Raw genomic sequence first — 24,343 nt, 5'->3', positions numbered from 1 at the left:
TTGTAACCCCCTGCGACTTTTACTTGTGATGCGGGTCACGCCGCGGTCTGGACGCCGCGCATCGGAGCGACCCACAGTCAGCAATGGAAAGAGGAAACATGCCCGGGACACCAAACGGCGTGGTCGAGGCGTGGCTGGCGCAGTTCGAGGAAGCGCTGCGCAGCCGCACCATCGACGACGTGCTTGATCTCTTCGACGACGATTCGTACTGGCGCGATTTCGTCTCGTTCACCTGGAACCTCAAGACCCTGGAAGGCAAGGAAGACATTGGCCGTATGCTCAACGCGACCCTGGACGACGTCCAGCCGCACAACTGGACACTGGCCGAAGACGCCACCGGCGACGCCGCCAACACCGAGGCCTGGATCAATTTCGAGACTGCCCAGGCCCGCGGCCACGCCCATCTGCGCCTTCGCAACGGCAAATGTTGGACCCTCCTCACCACCATGCAGGAGCTCAAGGGCTTCGAGGAAAAGAAGGGACCCCGCCGCGAGAAAGGCGTCGCCCACGAGATCACCCGGGGCCGTAAATCCTGGCTGGAGCTGAAAGAGGAACAGGAAGCCCGGCTCGGCTACGAGGAGCAGCCCTACACGGTCATCATCGGCGGCGGCCAGGGTGGCATCGGCCTGGCGGCACGGCTGCGCCGGCTCGGCGTGCCCACCATCGTCATCGAGAAAAACGACCGCCCCGGCGACTCCTGGCGGAACCGCTACAAGTCGCTCCACCTCCACGACCCGGTCTGGTACGACCACCTGCCGTACATGAAGTTCCCCGACGACTGGCCGGTGTTCGCCGCCAAGGACAAGATCGGCGACTGGCTGGAGCACTACACCCGGATCATGGAACTGAACTACTGGTCCAAGACCGAGTGCACCGGCGCCCGTTTCGACGACGCCGCCGGGGAGTGGGTGGTGGAGGTGGTGCGCGACGGCGCACCGGTCACCTTGCGCCCCAAGCAGCTGGTCTTCGCACTGGGCGTCTCGGGCTACCCCAGCGTTCCCGTGTTCGACGGCGCTGATTCCTTTATGGGGGAGCAGTACCACTCGTCCAAGCACCCGGGCGGCGGGGACTGGACCGGGAAGAAGGCCGTGGTGATCGGCTCCAACAACTCGGCGCACGACATCTGCGCCGACCTGTGGGAGCACGGCGCCGACGTCACCATGGTGCAGCGCTCCTCCACGCACATTGCCCGCAGCGAATCCCTCATGGACCTCGCCCTGGGCGGGCTGTACTCGGAGGAGGCCCTGGCCAATGGCGTCACCACCGAAAAAGCCGACCTGCTTTTTGCCTCCCTGCCCTACCGGATCCTGCCCGAAGCCCAGATCCCCATCTATACCGAGATGGCACAACGCGACGCCGAGTTCTACTCCCAGCTGGAAGCCGCCGGCTTCGACCTGGACTTCGGCGTGGACGGTTCCGGCCTGTTTCTCAAGTACCTGCGCCGCGGCTCCGGCTACTACATCGACGTCGGCGCCTCGCAGCTGATCATCGACGGCCGGGTCAAGCTCGCCAGCGGTGAGGTCGGCAAGATCACCGGGAACGCCGTCGTCATGGCCGACGGCACGGAACTGGAAGCGGACGCCATCATCTACGCCACGGGTTACGGATCCATGAACGGCTGGCTGGCCGATCTGGTCTCGCCCGAGGTGGCCGACGCCGTCGGGAAGTGCTGGGGCTTTGGCTCCGATACTCCCAAGGACCCCGGCCCCTGGGAAGGTGAGCTGCGGAACATGTGGAAACCCACCAACGTGGAAAACCTCTGGATCCACGGCGGGAACCTGCACCAGAGCCGGCACTATTCCAACTACCTTGCGCTGCAGCTCAAGGCGCGGATGGAGGGACTGCCCACACCGGTGTTCGAGCTTCAGCCCACCCACCACACGCGCTGACCGGCAAGGCAGTGACAATCCCCGCCCCGGGAACCACACTGGGGAGGGCGGCACCCGTTGTGATTATCCAGCGACATGCCGTGGACGCGCCGGACCCGGCGCGTCCACGGCCCTCAAGCAAAGGAAACACTATGAAAGCAGCACGATTCCACGCCCGTGAAGACCTCCGGATCGACGATGTGCCGGTGCCGGAGCTGCGTCCGGGAGCGGTGAAGATCGCCGTCGCCTGGTGCGGGATCTGCGGAACCGACCTCCACGAATTCCTGGAAGGGCCCATCTTTACGCCGCCGCCGGGGAGCCCCCACCCGATCTCCCACGAAGAAGCGCCGGTCACCCTGGGGCACGAATTTTCCGGCACCATCGAGGAGCTGGGCGAGGGCGTCACCGGGCTCGCCGTCGGGGACAGCGTGGTCGTGGAGCCGTACATCGTCTGCAACGAATGCGGACCGTGCCGCAGCGGCCACTACAACCTGTGCACCAAGCTCGGCTTCATCGGCCTGGCCGGCGGCGGCGGCGGCCTGAGCGAATCAATCGTCATTGACACCCGGTGGGTTCACCCGGTCGGCGACATCCCGCTGGACGAAGCCGCGCTCATCGAGCCGCTCGCGGTGGCCTATCACGCCGTCGGCCGCAGCGACGTCAAAGCCGGGGACGTCGCCGTCGTCGGCGGGGCCGGCCCCATCGGGCTGCTGACCGCAGCGGTCCTCAAGGGACTCGGCGTCACTACGATCGTCACCGAACTGTCGGCCGCGCGGAAGGAGAAGGCCGTGTCCTCGGGCGTCGCGGACCACGTCCTGGACCCCAGCTCCGACGACGTCAAGGCCCGGGTGCTGGAACTGACCGATGATGCGGGGTCCGATGCGGCCTTCGAATGCGCCGGCGTGAACGCGGTGCTGGACACCATGCTCGACGTCGTCAAACCGGCCGGCGTCGTGGTCAACGTGTCGATCTGGGGGCATCCAGCCACCGTCGACATGCAGAAGGTGGTCCTGAAGGAGATCGACCTGCGCGGCACCATCGCCTATTGCGGTGATCACGCGGCCGCCATCAAGCTCGTCCAGGAGGGCAAAGTCGACCTGAAACCCTTCATCACCGGCAGGATCGCCCTGGAAGATCTGGTGGACAAGGGCTTCGACACACTCATCAACCACAACGACACAGCGGTCAAAATCATCGTCCACCCGTAGTGATCCGGGTCGCATCCGGAATACTTGCAGACGCCGGGCAGTTGGCATCAGGGAACCCAATCCCTGGTGAAAGGAACCGCGCATGCTGTTTTCCCCGATGACTCTCGGCGAGCTGGAACTGCCCAACCGACTGGTGATGGCGCCGCTCACCCGCGTCCGCTCCGGCCGGGAAGGCGTTCCCGGGCCGCTGGTGGTGGAGCACTACCGCCAGCGGGCGTCGCTTGGCCTCATTGTTAGCGAGGGGACTTACCCGAGCCACGCTGGCCAGGGTTTCCCGGGCCAGCCCGGGCTCGTCACGGACCAGCAGCTCCAGGGCTGGTCCGAGGTGACGGCGGCGGTGCACGCCGAGGGCGGGCGGATCTTCGCCCAGGTGATGCACGCCGGCCGGGTCACCCATGAGGACACCACCGGCGGCTACGAAGTGGTCGCCCCCAGCGCCATCGCGATCGACGGCGAGACCCGCACCTACGAAGGGAAGAAGCCGTTCCCCGTTCCGCGGGCTTTGGACACCTCGGAACTGCCGGGCATCATCGAGGAGTTCGTCACGGCGTCCCGCAAGGCGATCAACGCCGGGTTCGACGGCGTGGAGCTGCATTCCGCCAACGGCTACCTGCTGCACGAGTTCCTGACCCCCGCCGCCAACCAGCGCGACGATGTCTACGGCGGCTCGCCCGCAAACCGGGCGCGCTTCGTCATTGAGGTCGCCCAGGCCGTGGCTGATGCCATCGGTGCGGACCGCGTGGGCATCCGGATCTCGCCCGAGCACAACGTCCAGGGGGCGCTCGAGTCCGACGCGGCCGACGTGCAGGAAACCTACGCCCATCTGGTGGACGCCCTGGCGCCGCTGAAGCTCGCCTACCTGAGTGTGCTGCACAGGGACCCCGCCAGCGAGCTGGTGCGCGACCTGCGCACCCGGTTCGGCGGAACCTTCCTGCTGAACAGCGGGTTTGGTGTCATCACCACACGCGAGGAAGCCATGTCCATTGTTGCGGACGGCCACGCCGACGCGGTAGTGGTGGGCCGGCCCGCGATCGCCAACCCGGATCTGGTCCGCCGCTGGCGTGACGGGCTTCCGACCAACGAACCGGATCCGACCACGTTCTACTCCGACGGCGCCGAGGGCTACACGGACTACCCGGCGTACCAGAACTAGTCCCAGCAGCTAGTCCCACGGGACATGTCCACTGGTGGCCCCGTTCACCACCGGACATGTCCCTCGCTATCCACGAAGAGTGGGCAGAATGCCATTCTGCCCACTCTTCGGATTTAAGAACGGGCATGTCCGTCGGGCTTGGCCACGAAGAATGAGCATGTCCGTTGGGCCCCGCCGCGAAGAATGGGCATGTCCCGCCGCCACCCACGTTCACCACTGGACATGTCCCTCGGAAGCCTCAGGCAGTGGGCAGAACCCCATTCTGCCCACTCTTCGGCGTTAAGAATGGGCATGTCCCCTTTCAGTTGGCGGCGACCGAGCGCTGGCACAGGCCGATGAACCCGCCCAGCTGCTCCAGGCCCTCGGGGTGGACGGGCAGGTAGTTGGTAAGCTCGGGCGCCCGGATCACGACGGCGCGCCACTGGCCGCGGGAAACCGCCACATTGATGCGGTTGCGCGAGAGCAGGAATTCCATGCCCCGCGGCGCCTCGGCCACCGCCGAGCAGGCCATGGACACAATCACGACGGCGGCCTCCTGGCCCTGGAACTTGTCCACCGTGCCCACCCTGACACCGGCCAGCCCCGCTGCATCGAGGACCTCGCGGATCACGTTGACCTGGGCGTTGTAGGCGGCCACCACCAGGATGTCCGTCTCGCCCAGCGGCCGCGCGCCCTCTTCCGCATGCCAGGTCAGGCCCAGATGCCGGTCCACCTGGCGGACCACCTCGGCAGCTTCCTCGACGGACGACGTGATGTTGCCGCTGTGCTCCACCATGACGGTTTCGATCCCGGCGGGGACCCCCTCCAGCCGCCGGAGGTCAGCCGCCGGGGCTGAGTGCAGCCTGCCCTCGTACGAGAGTTCCGAGACCGCCCGGCACAACTCCGAGTTCATCCGCCACGAGTCGGCCAGGAAATAGCCCAGTTCCGGCGGGAGTGTGGCATGCCCGGCGGAGACCCAGCCCAGCGCCGACTCGTCCACCGGTTCGGGGTGGGCGCCTTGGCTCACCTGCGGGAGTTGCTGCGGATCGCCGAGCAGCAGCAGCCGGCTGCTGGCCTGCGCCACGGCCAGGGTGTTAGCCAGGGAAAACTGCCCGGCCTCATCGATCACCAGAAGATCCAGCGCACCGGCCGGGACAGTGGCACCCGTCATGGTCCACGCCGTGCCGCCGATCAACGCGCCGCCGGGCCGGCCCAGCAGCGCCGCCACTTCGTTCGGGGAGCGCTGCTCCCAGGGCAAAGCTTCATTGTGCTTCACATCCTTGGCCACCAGCGCCGGGCTGACGCCGGCCTTGGCCACCGCCGTCTTCAGCAGGTTCTCCACCACCGCGTGGGACTGCCCGACGACGCCGACCTTCCACCCGCGGGCCACCAGCCGGGCAATGACGTGCGATCCCACGTGCGTCTTGCCTGTTCCCGGAGGGCCCTGCACCGCCAGGTAGGAGTGGTCGAGGGCCAGGACAGCGTCCGTTATGGCATCGACAAACCGGTCCGGACCCTCCCCGGGCTGCGGGAGGGCGGCGCCGGAAGCCAGCCTCGGCGGTAGGCGCCGCATCAGGTCCAGAGCCGGGTGGCGGGGGAGTGAGCCCGCCGCCAGGCCGGTCACCGCCGACCCGGCCAGTGATTCCAGCGCCTGCTCAAGGCTCTTGGTGGCGAGGGGTTGGTCCTCCGTCAGCGCAATCGGGAGTTGGTTGTGGGGCGGGATCTTCCGGTGCAGCCGGTCCCGAATGATGACGGTGTCCTTGCCGTCATCATGTCCAAGTCCCAGTACTTCCGTGCCGAACCATCCGTTCCGGCCGAATCCATCCTTGCCCGTCCCCTCCAAACCGGCCGGAAGAGGCCGCGCGTACATCCGGAACCACTTGCTGCCCTCACGCAGATCTGAGCCGGGGCTCACCGTTCCGGTCAGTTTGACCCGCCGCTCCGGCAGCTTTTTGCCCGACTGCTGCCAGTCGTCGAGGATCTCCGCGGATTCAACCAGGAAAACATTCCGGTCCCGCTCGTGTGTGTCCGGGCCGTTCTCGCACCGGTCGAAGTGTGCCCACCAGAACGCTTTGCGCTCACGGCGGTGGTAGCTGACAGCCGCGGCCAGCATGGCGACGGCCTTGCGGTCGTCGGCGGACAAACGGCTGTCCGACGAAGCGGCTTGCAGCAGCGCCCGCTCGACAGGGCCAAGGGCGGCATCGGCCCCGGGTGGTCCGTCTTCTCCGACGGCGGTCGTCGCCTCGCCGTGGCCTGCCCCGTCGGACGAGGCTTGGTCCGCCTCCGCGCCAGGCTCGATGCCGCCCCGCCCGCTCCCGCCGCTAGGCCCCCCACCGCCGGCGCTACCCGGCCCGCTGCCGGGCTGGATCCCGCGCTCCCGGGCCAGTCCCAGGAGCCAGTTCCGGAGCTCCAGGGTGGAGAGGCAGTCGTATTCGTTGTAGTCGGCGATCCCGGCAAGGATGCTGGCGGCTTCCTCGGCCCGGCCGTCGTCGCGCGCATCGCAGTAGCGGGCGTACGCCACCACCGAGGCGCCGGCGTCCTTCACCTCCCCGGTGCGCAGGTTGGTCCCCATGTACAGCGGCTCAAGTTTCTTGATGCTGTAGGAATTCTCGGAAATCCGGATGCTGTTGCGGACCGTCTGGTACAGGTCCACCAGCAACCCCTCGCGGAGCCAACCATCCACGGTGTCCTCGCCGGCAACGTGCATCACGGAGAGCTTCCGCAGCGCAGTCTTCTCGTACGGGGCGTAGTGGTAGACGTGCATGTCGGGGTAGTCCCGCCGGCGCTTCTCCACGTAGTCGAGGAAGTCGAGGAACGCCTGCTTCTCCGCCTCCCGGGTGTGCGCCCAGAACGGCCGGAACACCCCGGCCACGCCGCGCGCCGCCGGTGCCTCCATGACGCCGAACAGGTACTCCAGCCCCCAGACGCCCGTGGCGCTTTCCTGCCACAGGGGATCGCCCTCGAAGTCGAAAAAGATGTCCCCCTCACTAGGGGTGGGCAGTTCGGCGAGCGAGTTCTCCGGGATCACCCCAAAGCGGATGCTGTGCACTTCGCCGTCCTTGACGAACCCCACCTCACCGTCCGCGGGGCCGATGCCGCTCTGCATCCGGGCCTGCTCCCGCAGCCGCAGCTGTGCCGCGCTGGTGTTGGCCAGGGCCGCTTCGGCGAGCTGGCGGACGGTGCGGATCCCCTCGGCACGGAACTTCTTGCGCTGGGCGGAATTCATCCGGGCCACGAGCAGCAGGTCGTCGGTGGCCTTGACCTGTTCCTGGCAGTAATCGCAGCGGCCGCACGCGGTGATACCGGGGGCGTCCCATGCCACGGTGCCGGGTTGCGCCCGGTGAGCCGAGGTCAGCGCCACGAACCTGTCCCGCCGCTCCCGGAAAACCGGCAGCACCTCGGCGAGCTTGTGGTGGCTGCGGACGTAGTCGAAGCCGCCATCCGGGAGCTGCACCGTGGCACCGAGGACCAGCGTCACGGCCGGGTCCGGCGTGATCCCGGCTTTCAGGAGCTGGTCTCCGTAGGCAGCCAGCTGGAGCAGGGCGGACACCTTCGCGTGGCGGGCCAGCTTGGTGTCGAAGACGGCGTAACTGCCGCCGGCCTGCCGGACCAGGAAGTCCGAGCGGCCGTGGAACTGGCCGTCAAAGAACGCGGCCTGGAAGACGACGTCGGCCCCCGCGCGGAGCGCCTCGATGGACTCGGCGTGCTTGGCCTCCAGTGTGGCGCGGTCCATGGTGTCCGCCGGGACCACGTCGTACACGCCGCGCGCCGCGGCCGGATCCCAGTGGCCAAAGTCCGCCACGAACGTCTCGAGCACCTTCCGCTCGTGCAGGTCGCCCAGGACGGCGGCGTGTTTGAGCATCTCATCGTCCGCGAAGTCGGCCTTGGGGGAGCGGCCCAGCTTCTCGTCGAGCTTCCGGAGCAGCTGGTACTCACAGCTGGCGGCGATCACCAGATCGCTCGCGGAGAAAATCAGGTCCCGTGCGGAACCCGGCACTTCCGGTTCAAGGAAAAACACTGTGCCCCCGATGTTGATGTGATGCGGTGCCGCTGGCCCCGCATCGCAGATGCAAAATACAGATGCAAAATACTGATGCAAAATACAGCTGCGAGTTCGGATCCGAATTCAGATAAGTCACTACAGATGGCCCTGCGGCCCGGACGTCCAGCCGGTGCTGCCCGCCCATCTGTTCTTCAAGCTATCAAAGCCCTCCGACAATCCGGCGCGGACCCCGGACGGGAGGGGCTGGTTCCTGTCGCAGGCCCGGCGTAGGGTCTGGTGACATGACCGAACAGCAACCCTTCGAGCTGGTCCAGCGCTACGCACACTTCGAGCTGCGCCGCTATCCCGCGCACGTTGTGGCCGAAATAGAGGTCAACGCAACGTTCGACCGGGCCGGCAATGCTGCCTTCCGGCACCTGTTCAACTACATCAGCGGCAACAACAATGCCCGGCAGAAGCTGGCCATGACGGCCCCGGTGGTCCAGGAGCCCGGTCCTTCGCAGAAGCTGGCGATGACCGCCCCGGTGCTCCAGAGCGGTCCGCTGCCGGGACGCGGTGGACCTGCTGATTTTGTCGTCGCCTTTGTCCTCCCCGCAGGCACGACGGCGGAGACGGCGCCGGTCCCCGCGGACCCCCGGGTCAGGATTCGGGCCGTCCCTGCGTCCCTGGCGGCTGCCCTTCGGTTCTCGGGCAGCGGCTCGGCAGCTGCCTTTGAACGGCGCAACGAGGGCCTCCAGGCAGCCCTGGTACTGGTCGGCTTGACCGCCGTGGGGCCGCCGCGGTTTGCCCAGTTCGATCCTCCGTTCAAGCCGTGGTTCCTGCGGCGGAACGAGGTAGTCCAGGACGTGCAGGAGCCGGCGCCGCCTGCGGACCAGCACGGCCCCTGACGGCGGTAAGGCAAAATGGCAGGGTGACTCAACTCCCGCACCGCCCTTCCCCGTCAGCTTCCACACCGGCGCCCAAAACCCAGGCTCCCCAGACCCAGGAGTCGGGCATCGCCGCCCAGATCGCCGCCGAACTCGGTGTGCAGGCCTGGCAGGTCAAGGCGGCCGTGGACCTGCTCGACGGCGGCTCCACCGTGCCCTTCATCGCCCGGTATCGCAAGGAAGCCACTGGGACGCTCGATGACACCCAGCTCCGCGACCTGGAGGAACGCCTGCGGTACCTCCGCGAGCTCGAGGACCGCCGTCGGACCGTGCTGGAGGCGATTGCCGCCCAGGGGGCGCTGACACCGGAACTGCAGGCCGCCGTCGTCGGCGCCGATACGAAGTCGCGGCTGGAGGACATCTACCTGCCGTTCAAGTCCAAGCGCCGCACTAAAGCGCAGATCGCCCGCGAAGCCGGGCTGGAGCCGCTGGCCGACGCCCTCCTGAAGCGGCCGGAGCTGGATCCGGAACGAGAAGCGGCCAAATACCTCAACGCCGAGCACTCCGTCGGGGACGCCGCAGCCGCGCTCGCCGGAGCCCGCGCCATCCTGGTGGAACGCGTGGCGCAGGACGCCGACCTGGCCGCCACACTCAGGGAGCGGCTGTGGACCCAGGGGCGGATGGTGTCCCGCGTCAAAAAAGGCAAAGACGCCGAAGGACAGAAGTTCAAGGACTACTTCGACTTCTCCCAGCAGCCGGCCGGCATGCCCTCGCACCGCGTGCTGGCGCTGCTGCGCGGCGAGAAGGATGGCGTGCTGGAGCTGGACCTCGCCGAGGCGGAACCGGACGACGACGCCGCCCTCACCGCCGCACGCGGGCGCTACGAAGCCGCGGTGGCCCGGTTCCTCGGTGTTGCCGACCGCGGCCGGCCCGCCGACGCCTGGCTGCTGCAGACCGCCCAGACCGCGTGGCGCTCGCGGGTGCTGGCCCGGCTGACGGCCGACCTGCGGAGCCAGATGTTCGCCGCCGCCGAGGACGAGGCCGTCCGGGTCTTCGCCGCCAACCTCCGTGACGTGCTGCTCGCCGCGCCGGCCGGAAACCGCGCCACCCTGGGCCTGGACCCGGGACTGCGCACCGGTGTCAAAGTCGCGGTGGTGGACGGCACCGGCAAAGTGGTGGCGACGGACACCATCTACCCGCACGCCCCGGCCCGCAAGTGGGACGAGGCGCTGCGGACGCTGGTGGGCCTGGCCCGGAAGCACGGCGTCGAACTTGTGGCGATCGGCAACGGCACCGCGTCGCGGGAGACGGACAAGCTTGCGGCGGAACTGCTCAAGCAGCTCGCCGCCGGCACGGAGTCGGCGACCCCCGGCGCCAAGCCGCAGAAGATCGTAGTGTCCGAGGCCGGCGCATCCGTTTACTCCGCGTCGGCGCTGGCCGCGGCGGAGCTGCCCGGAATGGACGTCTCCCTGCGCGGCGCCGTGTCCATTGCCCGGCGCCTGCAGGACCCCCTCGCGGAGCTGGTGAAGATCGAGCCGAAGTCGATCGGCGTCGGGCAGTACCAGCACGACGTCACCGCCGCGAAGCTGGACCGCAGCCTCGATGCCGTGGTGGAGGACTGTGTGAATGCGGTGGGCGTGGACGTGAACACGGCCTCCCCGGCGCTGCTCAGCCGCGTGGCCGGCGTCGGGCCGCTGCTGAGCGAGAACATCGTGGCGTACCGGAATGAGCACGGCCCGTTCACGAAGCGCGCCGAGCTGAAGAAGGTGCCGCGGCTGGGCGCGAAGGCGTTTGAGCAGTGCGCCGGCTTCCTGCGGATCACCGGGGGAGCCGAGCCGCTGGACGCCTCCAGCGTGCACCCCGAGGCCTACCCGGTGGCGCGGAAGATCAGGGCGGCCGCCGGGACGGCGCCGGCCGCGGGCAGCTACGCCGCCCTGGACCCGCAGGACTTCGTGGACGGCACGTTCGGCCTGCCCACGGTGCAGGACATTATCGCCGAGCTGGAGAAGCCCGGCCGGGACCCGCGCCCGGCGTTCGCAGCGGCGGCGTTCTCGGAGGGTATCGAGAAGATCTCCGACCTCAGGCCCGGGATGGTGCTGGAGGGCACCGTCACCAACGTGGCGGCGTTCGGAGCGTTCGTCGACGTCGGGGTGCACCAGGACGGGCTGGTGCACGTCTCCGCGCTGGCCAACCGCTTCGTGTCCGATCCCCGCGAGGTGGTCAAGTCCGGCCAAGTGGTCCGGGTGAAGGTGCTGGAGGCAGACCCGGAACGGAAGCGCATTTCCCTGACGCTAAGGCTCGACGACGAACCGGCGGCCTCCGCGGGCCGCGCACCGTCGCCGCGGGGCCGGCAGGGCGGGCCTGGGCAGCAGGGAGAAAGCCAGCCGCAGGGCCAGAGCCAGCCGCAGGGCCAGGGGCGGCCTAAACCGCAAGGCCAGGGCCAGCCGCAGCGGCAGGTGCCGGGCCAGCCGAAGCGGCAGGGGCCGCCATCCGCCCCGGCCAACACGGCGATGGCGGAGGCGCTGCGGAGGGCCGGTCTGGGGAAGTAGGTCCGCCGCGGCCGCCTGCCGCTCATCGCTGGATTCCTACCGCTTGGCGCACAAATAGTACGTTTGCTGACGATCTGCACCATGATTGCCGAAGGCAACGGCCCTGATCGGGGCTTTCGCCTCTATGCCGCAGGGACACCGACGTCTGAAGCAAAGGGAGCACTTATGGGCTGGCTGGACCGTGAACGAACCATCGCCCCACCGGGATTCAACCGGTGGCTGGTGCCGCCCGCGGCGCTCGCCGTGCACTTGTGCATCGGCCAGGCGTACGCCACCAGCGTCTACAAGACGGCGCTGGTCAAGCACTTCGGCGCCAGCCTGACTGAAATCGGCGTGATCTTCTCGATCGCGATTGTGATGCTGGGCCTCTCCGCCGCCGTCATGGGCACCTGGGTGGACAAGAACGGCCCGCGCAAGGCCATGTTCACCTCGGCCGTGTTCTGGGCCAGCGGCTTCCTGATCGGTTCGCTGGGCATCTTCAGCGGCCAGCTCTGGCTGGTGTACCTCGGGTACGGGTTCATCGGCGGCATCGGCCTGGGCATCGGCTACATCTCGCCGGTCTCCACCCTCATCAAGTGGTTCCCCGACCGCCCGGGACTCGCCACCGGCATGGCCATCATGGGCTTCGGCGGCGGCGCCCTGATCGCCAGCCCCGTCTCGACCGCCCTGCTGAAAATGTACGACCCCAACTCGGGCGCCCAGGGCTGGGTGGCCAGCGGCGACGCCGTCGGCAAGCTCTTCCTGACGCTCGGCGCCGTGTACCTCGCGTACATGCTGTTCGGCGCCTTCACCATCAAAGTCCCGGCCGACGGGTGGAAGCCCGCAGGCTTCGACCCGTCCAAGGTCAAGGCCGCCACACTGGTCACCACGGATAACGTCTCCGCAAAGAACGCCGTCAAGACCCGGCAGTTCTGGCTGGTCTGGATCGCGCTCTTCTGCAACGTCACCGCCGGCATCGGCATCCTGGAGCAGGCCGCCCCGATGATCCAGGACTTCTTCCGCCAGTCCGACGGCGTTTCCTTGGTGAGCGCCGCCGTCGCCTCCGGCTTCGTGGGACTCCTCTCGATCGGCAACATGTCCGGCCGGTTCGCCTGGTCCGCGACGTCGGACATCACCGGCCGCAAGCGCATCTACATGATGTACCTGGGGGTCGGCGCCGTGCTCTACACGGTGCTGGCGCTGGCCGGCTCCGCCACCACGTTCCTCTACGTGGCGCTCGCGTTTGTCATCATCTCCTTCTACGGCGGCGGCTTCGCCACCGTGCCGGCCTACCTGCGCGACCTGTTCGGCACGTTCCAGGTCGGGGCGATCCACGGCCGGCTCCTGACGGCTTGGTCCGCGGCCGGCATCGCCGGGCCGCTGATCGTCAACGCGTTCTTGGACGCCCAAGGCAAACCCGGCCAGCTCACCGCCGCGTCCTACCAGCCCGCACTGCTGACCATGGTGGGGCTGCTGGTGATCGGTTTCGTGGCCAACCTGCTGGTCAAGCCCGTGGATAGCCGGTTCCACGAACCGCGCCCCGAGCCTGCCCGTACCGAACCTGCCCGTTCCGAAGAACCCGCCATGGAGGCCTGAGATGAGCACTGCGCAGACATCTGCGAACCAGACACCGGTAAACCCGGCCACCGGAAAACTGGTGGTTGCCTGGGCACTGGTCGGCGTGCCGCTGGGCTACGGCGTCTACGAGACCCTGACCCGTGTGGCGGCCCTCTTTGGCTGACATCGCTGCAGGTTCCCTGGCCCCCTCGCACGACCGCACGGACCCCGGCCGTACCGCCGCCGGCGGCACGGACCGCGGCCGCACGGCCGCACCAGCGGAGTCCGCGCCGGGCTTTCCGCCGGAGTCCCGGGCCGGGTTCACCCGCCCGGAGGCGTTCACCACGCGCCCTACGCTCCAGGGCACCTTTGGGATGAGCGCTTCCACCCACTGGCTGGCGACGGCGGCCGCGCAGGCCGTGTTGGAGCGCGGCGGCAACGCGTTCGACGCCGCAACTGCGGGAGCCTTCGTGCTGCATGTGGTCGAGCCGCACCTGAACGGGCCCGGCGGGGACATGACGGGCGTCTTCGTCACCGCGGCGGAGCCCGGCACCCCCGTGGTCCTAATGGGCCAGGGCCCGGCGCCCGCCGGCGCCACGGTGGAGCATTATCTCGCCGAGGGCCTGGAGCTGGTGCCCGGCTCCGGCGCGCTGGCCGCGGCGGTTCCTGCCGCCGTCGACGCCTGGCTCCTGCTGTTGCGCGACCACGGGACCTGGGAGCTGGGCGACGTGCTGGACTTCGCCATCGGGTACGCACGCGAGGGGCACCCGTTGCTGGGCAGGGTGGGGACCACCATCGCGGCCGTGGCTGAGCTGTTCCAGGCCCACTGGCCGACGTCGGCAGAGCTGTGGATGCCCGGCGGCCGGATCCCGGCCGAGGGGGAGCTGGTCCGGAACCCGGCCTATGCCCGGACTCTGCAGCGGCTGGCGGACGCCGGGGCAGCCGCGGGTGACTCGCGCGCCGCCAGGATCGACGCGGCCCGCCGCGAATGGCGCGAGGGGTTCGTGGCCGAGGCCCTGGTGGCATCCGTGCAGACGCCGCACCGGCACTCCTCCGGTACGGACCATCGCGGCGTCCTCGCGCTGGAGGACCTGTCCGGGTTCGAGGCAGGCTACGAGGCCGCCGCCACCGTCGAGTTCCGCGGGCACACCATCGCGAAGACCGGGCCCTGGGGGCAGGGGCCGGCGCTGCTGCAGACGCTTGCCATCCTTGACGGGTTCGATGACGCGTACCTGGACCCGTCCACCGAACTCGGGGCGCACACCATTCTGGAAGCCCAGAAGCTGGCGCTCGCGGACCGGGAAGCGTACTACGGCGATACCGACGTCCCGCTGGACTATCTGCTGTCTCCCGAGTACTGCGCCGAGCGCCGGGCGCTGATCGGTGAGCGGGCCTCGCACGACTTCCGGCCCGGACGCGTGCCAGGCCGCGAGCCGTATCTGCCGCCGTTGCGGACGGAGTACACGCCGCCGGCGCTCGCCGGGGAGGGCTCCGCCGCGCTCGGTGTCGGGGAGCCGACCGTGGCGCCGAGCGGGGAGACCCGCGGCGACACGTGCCATATCGACGTCGTGGACCGCTGGGGCAACATGGTTTCGGCCACGCCGTCGGGCGGCTGGTTGCAGTCGTCACCCGCCATCCCGGAGCTGGGTTTCTGCCTCGGCACCAGGCTGCAGATGACCTGGCTGGAGCCGGGCACACCTTCCACGTTGACGCCGGGCAAGCGCCCGCGGACCACTCTGACGCCCACACTGGTGCTGCGCGACGGCGAGGCAGTCACCGCGCTGGGGTCCCCGGGCGGTGACCAGCAGGACCAGTGGCAGCTGCCGTACCTGCTGCGCACGATCGTCGGCGGCTATTCGCCGCAACAGGCCATCGACGCGCCTACCTTCCACACGACGTCGATGCCTGGTTCGTTCTGGCCGCGCACCTGGGAGCCCGGCGGCGCCGTCGTCGAGGACCGGCTCGGTGACGAGGTCATCGCGGGGCTCGAGCGCCGGGGCCATGTGGTCACAAGCGTGGCTGGCTGGACGCTGGGGCGGCTGTCCGCCGTCGTCCGTGATCCGTCCACGGGGGTGCTGCAGGCTGCGGCGAATCCCCGCGGCGCGCAGGGTTACGCGGCCGGGCGGTAGCGCCGGTGGGCTCCGGCGCGGCTGTCACCCGGGTGACTGGAGACGGTCCATAAAGCGGACGGATTCGGCGGCGATCTGCTGCTGGGCCTGTTCCCGGGAGATGCCAGGCTCGCCGTCCCCGGGCTGGACGCCGTAGTCCCCGAAAAATGCGTGCACTCCGCCAACCACGGTGGCGAACTCGGCCGACGGCGGGAGCAACGGCTTTGACGCCGCGACCTTGTCCGGGGTGGTGAGCCCGTCGTTTGACCCAGAGATGGACAGCACCTTGAGATGGCTGGAACCCGCCATGCTGTCGGCGGGGAATGATGCGAACAGGAGGAGCCCGTCCACGTCCTGGTTCGACTTCGCGAAGGTGGACGCGCTCACTCCGCCGAGTGAATGGCCGCCGGCGGCCCAGGAAGTGATCTCCGGATGCCGATCCATGGCAGCGCGGGCCTGATTGGTGTCCAGCAGGGGGATGCCCAGGGGTGCTTTCAGGATGACCACCAGATTGCCGGCGTTGACCAGCGGGCCGAGGATGTCCTGATAGGCCTGCGAGGCGACGCGTGCCCCCGGGTAGAAGACGATGCCCGCGCTGGCCTTCCCTTCCGGGGCAAGGGTGATGGAAATGGCGTCCTCGGTGCTGGTTCCTGACGTTTGGCCGTCAGCTCCGCTGGGCTGGTGGGGGAACGGGTTGAGCCACAACAGAGCGGCAACCAGACCCAGGGCCATGAGACGGCCTGCGAGTCCGCGGACTAGCTGCCACGGTGAAACGGTGCGCTGGCGTGGCTCGTGGTGTGCCGGGTCCGTCCGTTGGTTTCCAGTCCGGACTCCGATTCCGGCCGCGCGTCGGAGGAGGAAGAACGCCCAGAGGAGGCCCGCTGCAGCAGTAGCCATCAGTAGGACAGGCAACGCGGGGTGGCCGCCGAGGATGGCGCTGTTGCTGAGCAGCATCCAGAGCGGAACCACTATCAGCGCGCCCGCAGCGACTGCGCCGGTCCAGTTGAGGAAGGTCCAGACCCAGCCCGGGCCCGTGGACTGGGTTCTCGGTTGGTCTGGATGTGTGGACTGGGTTTTTGGTTGGCCCGGCTGCATCGCATCCTTCACCATCCGATGGTATCTCCATCATCGAGATAATCGGTTCATCTCACCTGACATTCGAAATCAGGCTGCGGTGGGGAGGTCTTCCGGGTGGAAGTAGTGGTTGCGGCGGGGTTGTTGGTGGGGGTCGATGTGGGGTGGCGGGATGAACCAGGGGATGCCGGTGTGGAGTTGGATGGTCCATTGCTCTTTGTGGATCAGGTGGTGGTGGTGTGAGCAGAGCATGACGCCGTTGTCGGTGCCGGTGGTGCCGCCGCGGGACCAGTAGGTGATGTGGTGGGCCTCGCACCAGGTGGCGGGGATGGTGCAGGCGGGAAAGGCGCAGCCTTGGTCGCGGGCGGTGAGGGCTTTGCGGATGTGGGGCGGGAAGATCCGTGAGGTGCGGCCGATGTCGAGGATCCGGCCGTTTCCGCCGAGCAGGACCGGGATGATGTCCGCGTCGCAGGCAATTTTCCGGGCAGTGGAAGCGGTCACGGGCCCGGTGAACAGCATGGTCCCCGTGTTCCCCGTGTTCCAGGCGGCGTGGCCTGGGGCGAACGGGCCGCTGCGCGGGCCCGGAGCGTCGGCACTGCGTCGGCGATTGGAGGTCTCTGGGTCTGTGGCGTGGTTGAGGCGGGCGAGGAGGTCTTGGTAGTCGATGGTGACCATGACCTGGGGGCGGAGCCCTCCGGTGGCGGGCAGAGCATCGGAGGCCAGCGCGATCTTGCAGGCGCCGACGAGGCCATCGAGTAGTCGTTGCGGACGGGTGCGGAGATCCAGCGGAACGCCCGGCCCGGCACCGCCATCTGCGCTACTGCCATCCCCTGCGGTGGTGTCCGCGGCAGCGGTCTCGCCTGCAGCAGCCCCGATGGTGCCCGTTGCCGCGGTTCCCGCCGCAGGGTTAGCCGAGGTTGCTGGGGTGCTGGTGCTGGTGCTGGTGCTGATGCGGGGGTTGGTGCCGGTGTTCATGACGGTGAGGAGCTGTTCGGCCTGTTCGGCGGTCGCGAAGATCTCCAGATGGTGCAGGCCGTGGCGGGGCTTGCGGATAAAGGCGCCCTGGCGCTGGCGCAGGAGTTCCTCGGAGGGCTCGGCCCCGTCCTGATCGAGCGCGTCAACCCACTTCCGGGCCACCCGGGCCAAGAAGTCCGGATCGTTCTCCGCCGCGACACGGGTCAGGGCGTACTCCATCCCGTCCACGGCCTCCGGAGCGCAGACGTGCCGGACCCGGTCCAGCGCCAAAGTGATGATGGTCGCGGACCGGGACCCGACCTCCCCGGACGCGACAGCGGCACCGAGTTCCGCTCGCAAGGGAGCCAGCGGTTCGCCGGCGAAGCCTTGCCGTGGCAGCAGCTCCCCGGCCAGCGTCAGCCGGCGGTGGGCCTCCGCTCTGTTGATCCGCAACCGGTCCCGCAAGAACTCCGTTGTGTTCCGGTACCCGTCATCCACCACCACTGCCACACCCGCAGCATTCGCTGACATGGCAGCCCCGGCAACGGTCCCCGCATCAGAGCCGGCCTGCGCGGCCACGACACCGGAATCCTCTACCGCTGTCTGGGTCACTGCATCATCCCGCCAGCCGGTGGTCCACGATGTATTGGCTTTCGCAGCGGCGGCCGCGGCCTGCTTCCTGGTCCGGTCCACGGCACCGGCCGCGGCGATCTGTAGGTGCTCGATGTGCCGCGACGCCTCCTCCACCCGGCCGGCGACATCCGACGCCTCCTGAAAGTCCCATGCTGCCGAGTCCCCGGCCGCCCGCGACCCCGCATCCCGCAGGAGCGCCAGGGCTGCATCCACAGCCTCCGCGACGGTCAAGCCGTCCGCGCCGGAACTACCGGCCGGGGCCGTATCCCGGTCCGGATCCTCAACGGCGATGAAATCCCTGACGGCTTCCATAAAACCCACACTAGTAACGACCTACGACAAAATAGCTCCAGCCGGCCTCCGGCCCGTATTTTGGCCACGACTTTGCCGGCAGCGCTCAGGCGCGCCGCCCAGCCGGGCCCGCTATTCCAGGAACCGCGGCCGGCCGAACTGGGTCCGGACGCCGGGGGAGAAGATCACTGATTCCGGCGGACCCTCAACGTGGATGCCGGCCGCAGCGACCAGCTGATCCTCACAGTGAGTCAGCTGCGCCCGGTACAACGGCCACGGCTGATGGGTGTTAGGAACGTATAGGGTCCGGCCCTGGAAGCGGGTGTGCAGACCAAACCGGGCAGTGAGGTGGAGCGACAACGGATCTGAGGCCTCGACGTCGGGCTCCGGGGCGACGGCGAAGTCGGTCCGCGGCCCGCTCCGGAACCGCTGCACCCAATACCCGGCAGACCGGCCCGCCCGGCCCGCCGGACCCGGGCCGACCGCCCCAGAGCCAGCCCGCGCACCACGAAAACCCGATCGGGACCAAACGTACGGAATCCCGGCCGCCCGCGCCGCCAGCACTACAGCCAGCCGCGTCGCGTCGAGGCTGAGGAAGACCACACCGCGGGTGCCGTCCGGCTCCCGGGAGTAGAGGCGGACGTTGATTTCAGTGAAATTTCCGAAATACGGAATCGCGGGACCGCGGCCCAGTCCGGCGCCCTCCATCCGGAAGCCGATCAGCCCCACCCAGGCCGACCCGTCAAAGTTGTCCGGCGCCACCCCGGGCGGCATAAACGCGGCAGCGACGGCGTCGGGGATGCGCCAGTGCAGGAAGACGGCATCCGTCCACCGCTGGTCCATGATGACCGGGGAGGGAAGTTCGGGGGCGCTGGGCCAGGGATCGTGATCCATGAATACAGGGTCCGTCAGCCCGTATGTCCGGAAGGGCTTCTGCCCGCCGCCGACGCGGCGGGGGATGGTTCGGGCTCTTTCTGCCAGGGCCAGCGGCCGGTGATTTCCAGCTCGAGGGAGAAGCTCAGGAACGTCCGGATCAGCACAATGATGGCCAGCACCCCCACACTCTCATAGGTGGGTGCGACGGCGACGGTGCGGATGATGTCGGCCGCCACGAGCAGCTCCAGCCCCAGCAGGATGGACCGGCCCAGGAGTTGCCGGTACGACCGGTACACGGACAACGGTTCGGCCCCATCCGGCAGCTTCCGCGGCTGGAATCCGCGCAGTGCCAGCGGGATGGACACGACCGCGCCGATCACCATGACGGCCACACCGGCCACGTCCATGTAGCGGCCGGCGGCTTCGATGATCTCCTGAAGTTCCATAGTCCCCGTCCTGAAGGCGTGCTGGCGGCTTGAACCGGTAAGCCCTAGGGGTACCGTACGCCTACGCCGGCCAGGATGTCCCGGTAGCCTTCGCGGAAGCTGGGGTACACGAACTCCAACCCGGTGCTCCGCAACAGTGCGTTGCTGCACCGTTTGTTGCCGCCCCGGGACGGTTCGCCGCCCTGCCGTGAGCCGCCCTTCCGCGAGCCGCCGCTCCCTGAGCCGCCGTCGGGGGCCTGCTCAACAGCGGCCGACGGCGGCTGGGGGAGTCCCAGCTCGGCGGCCAGGAAGCGCAGGACATCGCCCATTTCGGCAGGTTCGTTGTCGACGCCCAGATACAGGGGCGCGGGTACGGATTCCATGGTGCACAGGTGGACGATCGCGGCGGCGGCGTCGTCCCGGTGGATGCGGTTGGTGAAGCGCGGCTCCGCCGGAATCACCGCGGTCCCCCCGCGCACCTGGTCGATCAGCCGGGTCCGGCCCGGGCCGTAGATGCCGCCCAGCCGCAGCACCACCGGCGTGATCCCGGTTCCGTCCAGCCGGCTGAAGAGGAGCTCCTCCGCCTCGCAGATGATGCGGCCGGAGAACCCGCCGGGTTCCGGCGTCGTGCTTTCGTCAATCCAGCCCCCGCCGGCGTCGCCGTAGACAGCTGTGGAGGAGACAAAGAGTACCCGCCGCACCGGGGCCCCCGAGGCGAGGACGGCGTCCAGCACGTTCGACAGTCCGTCCACGTATGCGGCGCGGTAGGCGGCTTCCGTGGGGGAGTCCGCTGCGACCGCGACGACGACGGCGGTGGTGTCCGCCGGGAGGGGCGGCAGTTCGCCGGCGGTCAGGTCAGCCGCGGCACCTTCGATGGCGGCCGGAAGTTTCTCCGGCGAACGCCGCCAGCCCACCACGCGATGTCCGGCCGCGGCAAACCGCAGCCCGGCCTCGGTGCCCAGATCGCCGCAACCGGCCATAAGTACAGTCATAGGACCAGTCTGCCAGTGATCGAGGAGCTGCTCCGCCCTCCAGGTTCCGTCCCTAGCGTGCGGGGACCGTCTGGCTGACGCCGGGGGCGGGATACGGGGCCGGGGGCGCAGCCGGGCGGTAATTGGCGGCGAAGTTCATCAGCAGCATGACGCCGACGAACAGCAACATCACCTGGAACAGGAACACAGCGCAGCTGGGGCTCTTTGATTGACGCCTGTTCTGCCCCCGGGGGCCGGGCTGCCGCGCTGCCACCTGCGTCCGGGCCCGTACACGCCCCAGTGAGGCGGCTGCGCCGTCGTGGTGGTTGACGTTGTGAGGTTTAAATTGGGCCGTCGTCATCAGCCGGGGACTGGTTGCGCCGCCCAGCAGCCCCTGCAAATGCGCGTGGATGGTGGGCACAAGGACCGGATCGAGTACGGCCGGCAGGTCCGCCACCGCCCCGCGGAGAGTGTCCAGGCCTTCGATGCGTATTCCGTTGGACGTTGTGCCTTGAAGGTGCGGCTGTCCTACCAAGCAGATCCACCCTTGGACCAGGCGCCGGTGTTCCGGCTCCAGGAGCGCTGCCAAGGCTGAGCATTGCTGGAGAATCCCCGAGACCGTTGATTCCTTGTTATACCCGTTTTGGCGGAGGACTCCGTGACTCAACTGGACGTCGCCGCTCCAGTTCTTGGCATCAACGATCAAGATGCCGCCGGGACCCACCAGGATGTGGTCGAGGTTGGCTTTCGGTCTTCCCGGCCAGTGAACGTCATGAAGCGCGAGCCAGCCAAGGGCCTCCAGCCGGGTCATTCGGTCGGCGACGGCGGCTTCGCCGGCAGCGCCCGCAGACCATGCGTGTGCATTTCGCTCCGCCTGTTCAAGCTCCCGTCGCAAACGCTGAACGCGTTCCGCGGCCAGCCGCGATTGTTCGGCAGCCCTGTCTCCTGCAGCCATGTTGTCCCCCAACTAGCGATGGTCTGCCGTGCTGCAGCGATTGGTGCAGACGTGCGGGAGTCAGCATAAGCCAGCCGACGGCGGATCACCCGCGCGGCGCGGTTTGCCGCCGTCGGGCACCCGCCTTCCGCGCGGCCCGCGGCCTGCCGCCGCCGGACCCGGCCCGCCGTCGTCCGGTTACCGCGCCGGGATGGGGAAGAACACCCGCGGATCCTGCAGAAGCGCCGGGTAATCGAAGTCCGAGCGCTTCAGGATCTCGTCAACCTCGAAGTGGCGCGCGAAGCGGCCGTTCACGGTGATCGGACGGCCCAGAACCTTGCCGACGGCGAAGGACGCGCCGCCGTCGAACGGGATCGCGATGGTCGACTTGCCGGGAAGCGTGTTGAACGCTTCTTCCTGCTGCTGGCGTTTGCGGGTGGGCTTCTTGACGAGCTGCTTCGGCGGAAGCTTGCGCACCTTGGGCCGGCGGGAGCCGGAGTCCGCGTACACGAACTGGTAGTCATCGTCGGCGGCGTCGGCAACAGCCTTCGCCCGGCCCACGAGCGGCAGGCTCACCGTGTCCAGCTTGTCCGGGGCGGTGTCGCCGAGTGGCAGGCGGAGGACCCACATGCGGTCGCCGGTGGGATCCTCCGGCAGCAGCTCGTGCTTGGGCTCGGGCCAGACGTACTCCAGATCGGGTTCCGTGTCCGGGAACAGCTCGGTGTAGAACCGCGGGTCCTTGGCGATCAGCCGGGACCGGTGGCTGAGGTGCACTTCGGGGTTGCCGAGCCACGGCGGCATCGGGATCTTGTCCGCATAGCCGGGGTGGGCGGCCTGCGGCGCGAATTCCATGATCTTCTCGCGAGTGGTGTCCGCGCCGCCGCGGGCGGTCCACTCGTCCACCATCGCCAGGCCGTACATGGTCAGCGCGGGAACATACCCCATCCACATCCGGATGGCCGGGTGCGACTGCCAGCCGTACTCCGGGATCACCAGCGCACGCAGGGTCTGCAGCGCCTCGACGCGCTGCTTGCCGAGCCGGGCGCGGTCCAAAACCGCGGCGCTCTGCTGGAAATCGGGGAAGGGGAGAAAAGTCTGCATCAGTCCAGTTTGAGGCCACGGAGCCGATGCGCCAATTGCGGACGGCCGCGGGTGAGGGTGTTCACATTTCGGAAGGGGCAAGACGCGCCCGCGGATCGCGCGTAAGCTATCACAAAGACCCCCTGCGCGCATGAGGACTCTCCTATGTCGATCAATACGTCAGCTGCATCTGAGGCGCCCGCAGCGCCTGTCTTCCGGCCCAAATACGGACAAATGCTGAGTCCTGAAGCCAAGGGCATCGTGGTCCTGGAAGAGTTCACCATCGATCCCGCGGCCGCCCGCACGGAGCAGAACGGTTTCCGCGCGGCCATGGCCTCCGTGGCGCTGACCATGCGCCGTCTGGTGGCGCTCAGGCTGTTCATTGCGGCGGTGGCCATCGCCAACCTTCCCCTGTTCCTGCTCTCCAGCGGCTGGGAAATCTATGTCATTTCGCTCAGCGTGGTGGTGGCGGTCCACGCCGCGGTCTCCTGGCTGAACCGGCACGAGCCGAAGATCAAGCAGCGGCGAATGCTGGAACTGCACCTCAAGCGCGAAAAGAGCGACAACTACCGCAAGGTCCGCGATGCCGTGAAGTACGTCATTGACGCACCGGCCCGCATGAACGAGAGCCTGTACCTCGAGCTCCTCGCCGCCAAGCGGGTGGCCCTGCACCTCGCCATGGGCACCGTGGCCCTGCTCGACACCAGCGACGACACGGCCTGGAAAGTGCGCATCATCCGCGAACTTCCGGTCGCTGCCTAGCCCGGAGAGGTTCCCATCCGTCCCGGGTGTGGGCCTTACTGCCGGCTGATGCTGAACGCGTCGGTGAAGGTGTAGCCGTCAGCCGGGACAAACCTGGCGGAGAGCTTGTCTGCGGTCAGGATGACGTCAAGGGTGCCGAAGGCGGGGGCGCGGTTTTTGCCGGAGAAGGCGGCGAAATAGCCGGCCTCGGAGTCGTCTTTGTGCACATCGTAGATGCTTTCACCGCCCACCCCGATGGTGGTGAACACGGTCCCGGTGCTTTTGGCCAGGGTGTCGTCAGAATCGGTGATGCAGCCCGGGGAAAACGTATCGGGCACCAATGCTGGGCAGTCGGGGCCCAGCGCCAGCTGGTGGGTGCGCTGGTAAATGTGGTCATGGCCGGTGAGGACCAGGTCGACTTTCTTGGCCAGCAGCATGTTGGCGAATTCGCGGCCGACCGAGCAGCCGTCGTATCGGCCCACGCTTAGGCACGCGGCGTGCATCCCGAGGATGGTCCAGGGGATGTTGGCCTGCGCGGCCCCGTCGATGGCCTTGGTGGTCCAGCCCAGGCGGTCGCTGCCACTGGAATAGTCCAGCTGCTGCCCGTCCTCGAAGGGGATGCCGGGGGAGACCATGATGAGCCGTACCAGGGGGTTCTTTTCTGGGACATCGACGTACCACTGCGTCCCGTAGTCCCCTTGCAGGCCCGGAAGCCTGTTGGGCAGGCACTTGGCGATCTTGGCGATGTCGCCGTCCGTGCCGTCGCTGTCATGGTTGCCCGCGATGACTTGGTAAGGGAAATCCGGGCCCAGCTTGCCCTTGACCATGTCGCAGAACTGTTGCTCGATACCGTCCTTGTAGCTGAAGTCGCCGAGGGCAAGGTTTAACTGCGGATTGAGGCCGGCGATCGTGTCCAGCACCTGTTTGGAGGTTTTCTTGACCCCGATGTCACCCTGCGCGGTGAAATGCAGGGAATCCCCGGAAATCTCCGGAGCTGGACCAGGAACTGGCGCAGTTGGCGGGGCGGGGTCAGGGGAGCCCGGCTGGCAGCCGGCCATCAGCAGGCACAGGCATGCATAAAGGGCTGCGGCCGT

General features: G+C 68.3%; 18 protein-coding genes. 9 read left to right on the top strand and 9 right to left on the bottom strand.

Features of this window, described 5'->3' with window-relative positions; translation table 11 throughout:
* Window positions 1–98: 98 nt before the first annotated feature.
* The 3 genes from ACTWQD_RS12720 (at window position 99) to ACTWQD_RS12710 (ending at window position 4,229) form a co-directional block, all read left to right on the top strand.
* Entirely contained in the window at window positions 99–1,889 is a 1,791-nt protein-coding gene (locus tag ACTWQD_RS12720; RefSeq protein WP_443196492.1) for a flavin-containing monooxygenase, read from the top strand.
* A gap of 131 nt (window positions 1,890–2,020) precedes the next feature.
* Window positions 2,021–3,076: a 2,3-butanediol dehydrogenase gene (locus ACTWQD_RS12715; protein WP_443196491.1), complete on the top strand. Its 1,056-nt coding sequence runs from the start codon at window positions 2,021–2,023 to the stop codon at window positions 3,074–3,076.
* Window positions 3,077–3,158: 82 nt separating this feature from the next.
* The gene (locus ACTWQD_RS12710) at window positions 3,159–4,229 is read left to right on the top strand and encodes an alkene reductase (RefSeq protein ID WP_443196490.1); all 1,071 of its coding nucleotides are present in this window, start codon (window positions 3,159–3,161) and stop codon (window positions 4,227–4,229) included.
* Window positions 4,230–4,530: 301 nt separating this feature from the next.
* On the opposite strand, the gene ACTWQD_RS12705 is transcribed toward ACTWQD_RS12710, so the two are convergent.
* A complete protein-coding gene (locus ACTWQD_RS12705) occupies window positions 4,531–8,226 on the bottom strand; it encodes a TM0106 family RecB-like putative nuclease (RefSeq protein ID WP_443196489.1) in 3,696 nt (1,231 codons plus the stop codon).
* Window positions 8,227–8,492: 266 nt separating this feature from the next.
* Here ACTWQD_RS12705 and ACTWQD_RS12700 point away from each other — a divergent pair, with 266 nt between their 5' ends.
* The 5 genes from ACTWQD_RS12700 (at window position 8,493) to ACTWQD_RS12680 (ending at window position 15,291) form a co-directional block, all read left to right on the top strand.
* Window positions 8,493–9,098: an SOUL family heme-binding protein gene (locus ACTWQD_RS12700; protein WP_443196488.1), complete on the top strand. Its 606-nt coding sequence runs from the start codon at window positions 8,493–8,495 to the stop codon at window positions 9,096–9,098.
* Window positions 9,099–9,121: 23 nt separating this feature from the next.
* Window positions 9,122–11,626 carry a Tex family protein gene (locus tag ACTWQD_RS12695; protein ID WP_443196487.1) on the top strand — a complete coding sequence of 835 codons (2,505 nt, stop codon included), beginning with the start codon at window positions 9,122–9,124 and terminating at the stop codon, window positions 11,624–11,626.
* Window positions 11,627–11,791: 165 nt separating this feature from the next.
* Window positions 11,792–13,201, top strand: coding sequence for an OFA family MFS transporter (locus ACTWQD_RS12690; protein WP_443196486.1), 1,410 nt, complete (start codon window positions 11,792–11,794; stop codon window positions 13,199–13,201).
* 1 nt (window position 13,202) lies between these two features.
* Entirely contained in the window at window positions 13,203–13,346 is a 144-nt protein-coding gene (locus tag ACTWQD_RS12685; RefSeq protein ID WP_443196485.1) for an MFS transporter small subunit, read from the top strand.
* A gap of 190 nt (window positions 13,347–13,536) precedes the next feature.
* On the top strand, window positions 13,537–15,291 hold the full coding sequence (locus tag ACTWQD_RS12680) for a gamma-glutamyltransferase family protein (protein WP_443196607.1): 1,755 nt from the start codon (window positions 13,537–13,539) through the stop codon (window positions 15,289–15,291).
* 24 nt (window positions 15,292–15,315) lie between these two features.
* Here the strand turns inward: ACTWQD_RS12680 and ACTWQD_RS12675 are convergent, their stop codons facing one another.
* From ACTWQD_RS12675 to ACTWQD_RS12645, 7 genes are all read right to left on the bottom strand, one after another.
* Window positions 15,316–16,002, bottom strand: coding sequence for an alpha/beta hydrolase (locus tag ACTWQD_RS12675; protein WP_443196484.1), 687 nt, complete (start codon window positions 16,000–16,002; stop codon window positions 15,316–15,318).
* A gap of 432 nt (window positions 16,003–16,434) precedes the next feature.
* Window positions 16,435–18,243 (bottom strand): DUF222 domain-containing protein, encoded by a 1,809-nt coding sequence (locus tag ACTWQD_RS12670; RefSeq protein ID WP_443196483.1) that lies wholly within the window; start codon window positions 18,241–18,243, stop codon window positions 16,435–16,437.
* 111 nt (window positions 18,244–18,354) lie between these two features.
* Window positions 18,355–19,116 (bottom strand): YqjF family protein, encoded by a 762-nt coding sequence (locus ACTWQD_RS12665; RefSeq protein WP_443196482.1) that lies wholly within the window; start codon window positions 19,114–19,116, stop codon window positions 18,355–18,357.
* 14 nt (window positions 19,117–19,130) lie between these two features.
* Entirely contained in the window at window positions 19,131–19,544 is a 414-nt protein-coding gene (locus ACTWQD_RS12660) for a DUF1622 domain-containing protein (RefSeq protein ID WP_443196481.1), read from the bottom strand.
* Between the two features lie 44 nt (window positions 19,545–19,588).
* The gene (locus ACTWQD_RS12655; protein WP_443196480.1) at window positions 19,589–20,515 is read right to left on the bottom strand and encodes an SDR family oxidoreductase; all 927 of its coding nucleotides are present in this window, start codon (window positions 20,513–20,515) and stop codon (window positions 19,589–19,591) included.
* A gap of 52 nt (window positions 20,516–20,567) precedes the next feature.
* Entirely contained in the window at window positions 20,568–21,449 is an 882-nt protein-coding gene (locus ACTWQD_RS12650) for a nuclease-related domain-containing protein (protein WP_443196479.1), read from the bottom strand.
* A gap of 177 nt (window positions 21,450–21,626) precedes the next feature.
* Complete coding sequence (locus ACTWQD_RS12645; RefSeq protein WP_443196478.1) at window positions 21,627–22,529, bottom strand: MSMEG_6728 family protein; 903 nt, start codon at window positions 22,527–22,529, stop codon at window positions 21,627–21,629.
* A 213-nt stretch (window positions 22,530–22,742) separates the two neighbouring features.
* On the opposite strand from ACTWQD_RS12645, the gene ACTWQD_RS12640 reads away from it, so the two are divergent.
* Window positions 22,743–23,270, top strand: coding sequence for a hypothetical protein (locus ACTWQD_RS12640; protein ID WP_443196477.1), 528 nt, complete (start codon window positions 22,743–22,745; stop codon window positions 23,268–23,270).
* A gap of 35 nt (window positions 23,271–23,305) precedes the next feature.
* On the opposite strand, the gene ACTWQD_RS12635 is transcribed toward ACTWQD_RS12640, so the two are convergent.
* Window positions 23,306–24,196, bottom strand: coding sequence for a metallophosphoesterase (locus ACTWQD_RS12635; RefSeq protein WP_443196606.1), 891 nt, complete (start codon window positions 24,194–24,196; stop codon window positions 23,306–23,308).
* Window positions 24,197–24,343: the final 147 nt, after the last annotated feature.

The organism is Pseudarthrobacter sp. 1C304 (genome assembly GCF_052245515.1).
In the GTDB taxonomy this organism is placed as follows: domain Bacteria; phylum Actinomycetota; class Actinomycetes; order Actinomycetales; family Micrococcaceae; genus Arthrobacter.
This window is presented reverse-complemented; position numbering and strand designations above follow the sequence as displayed.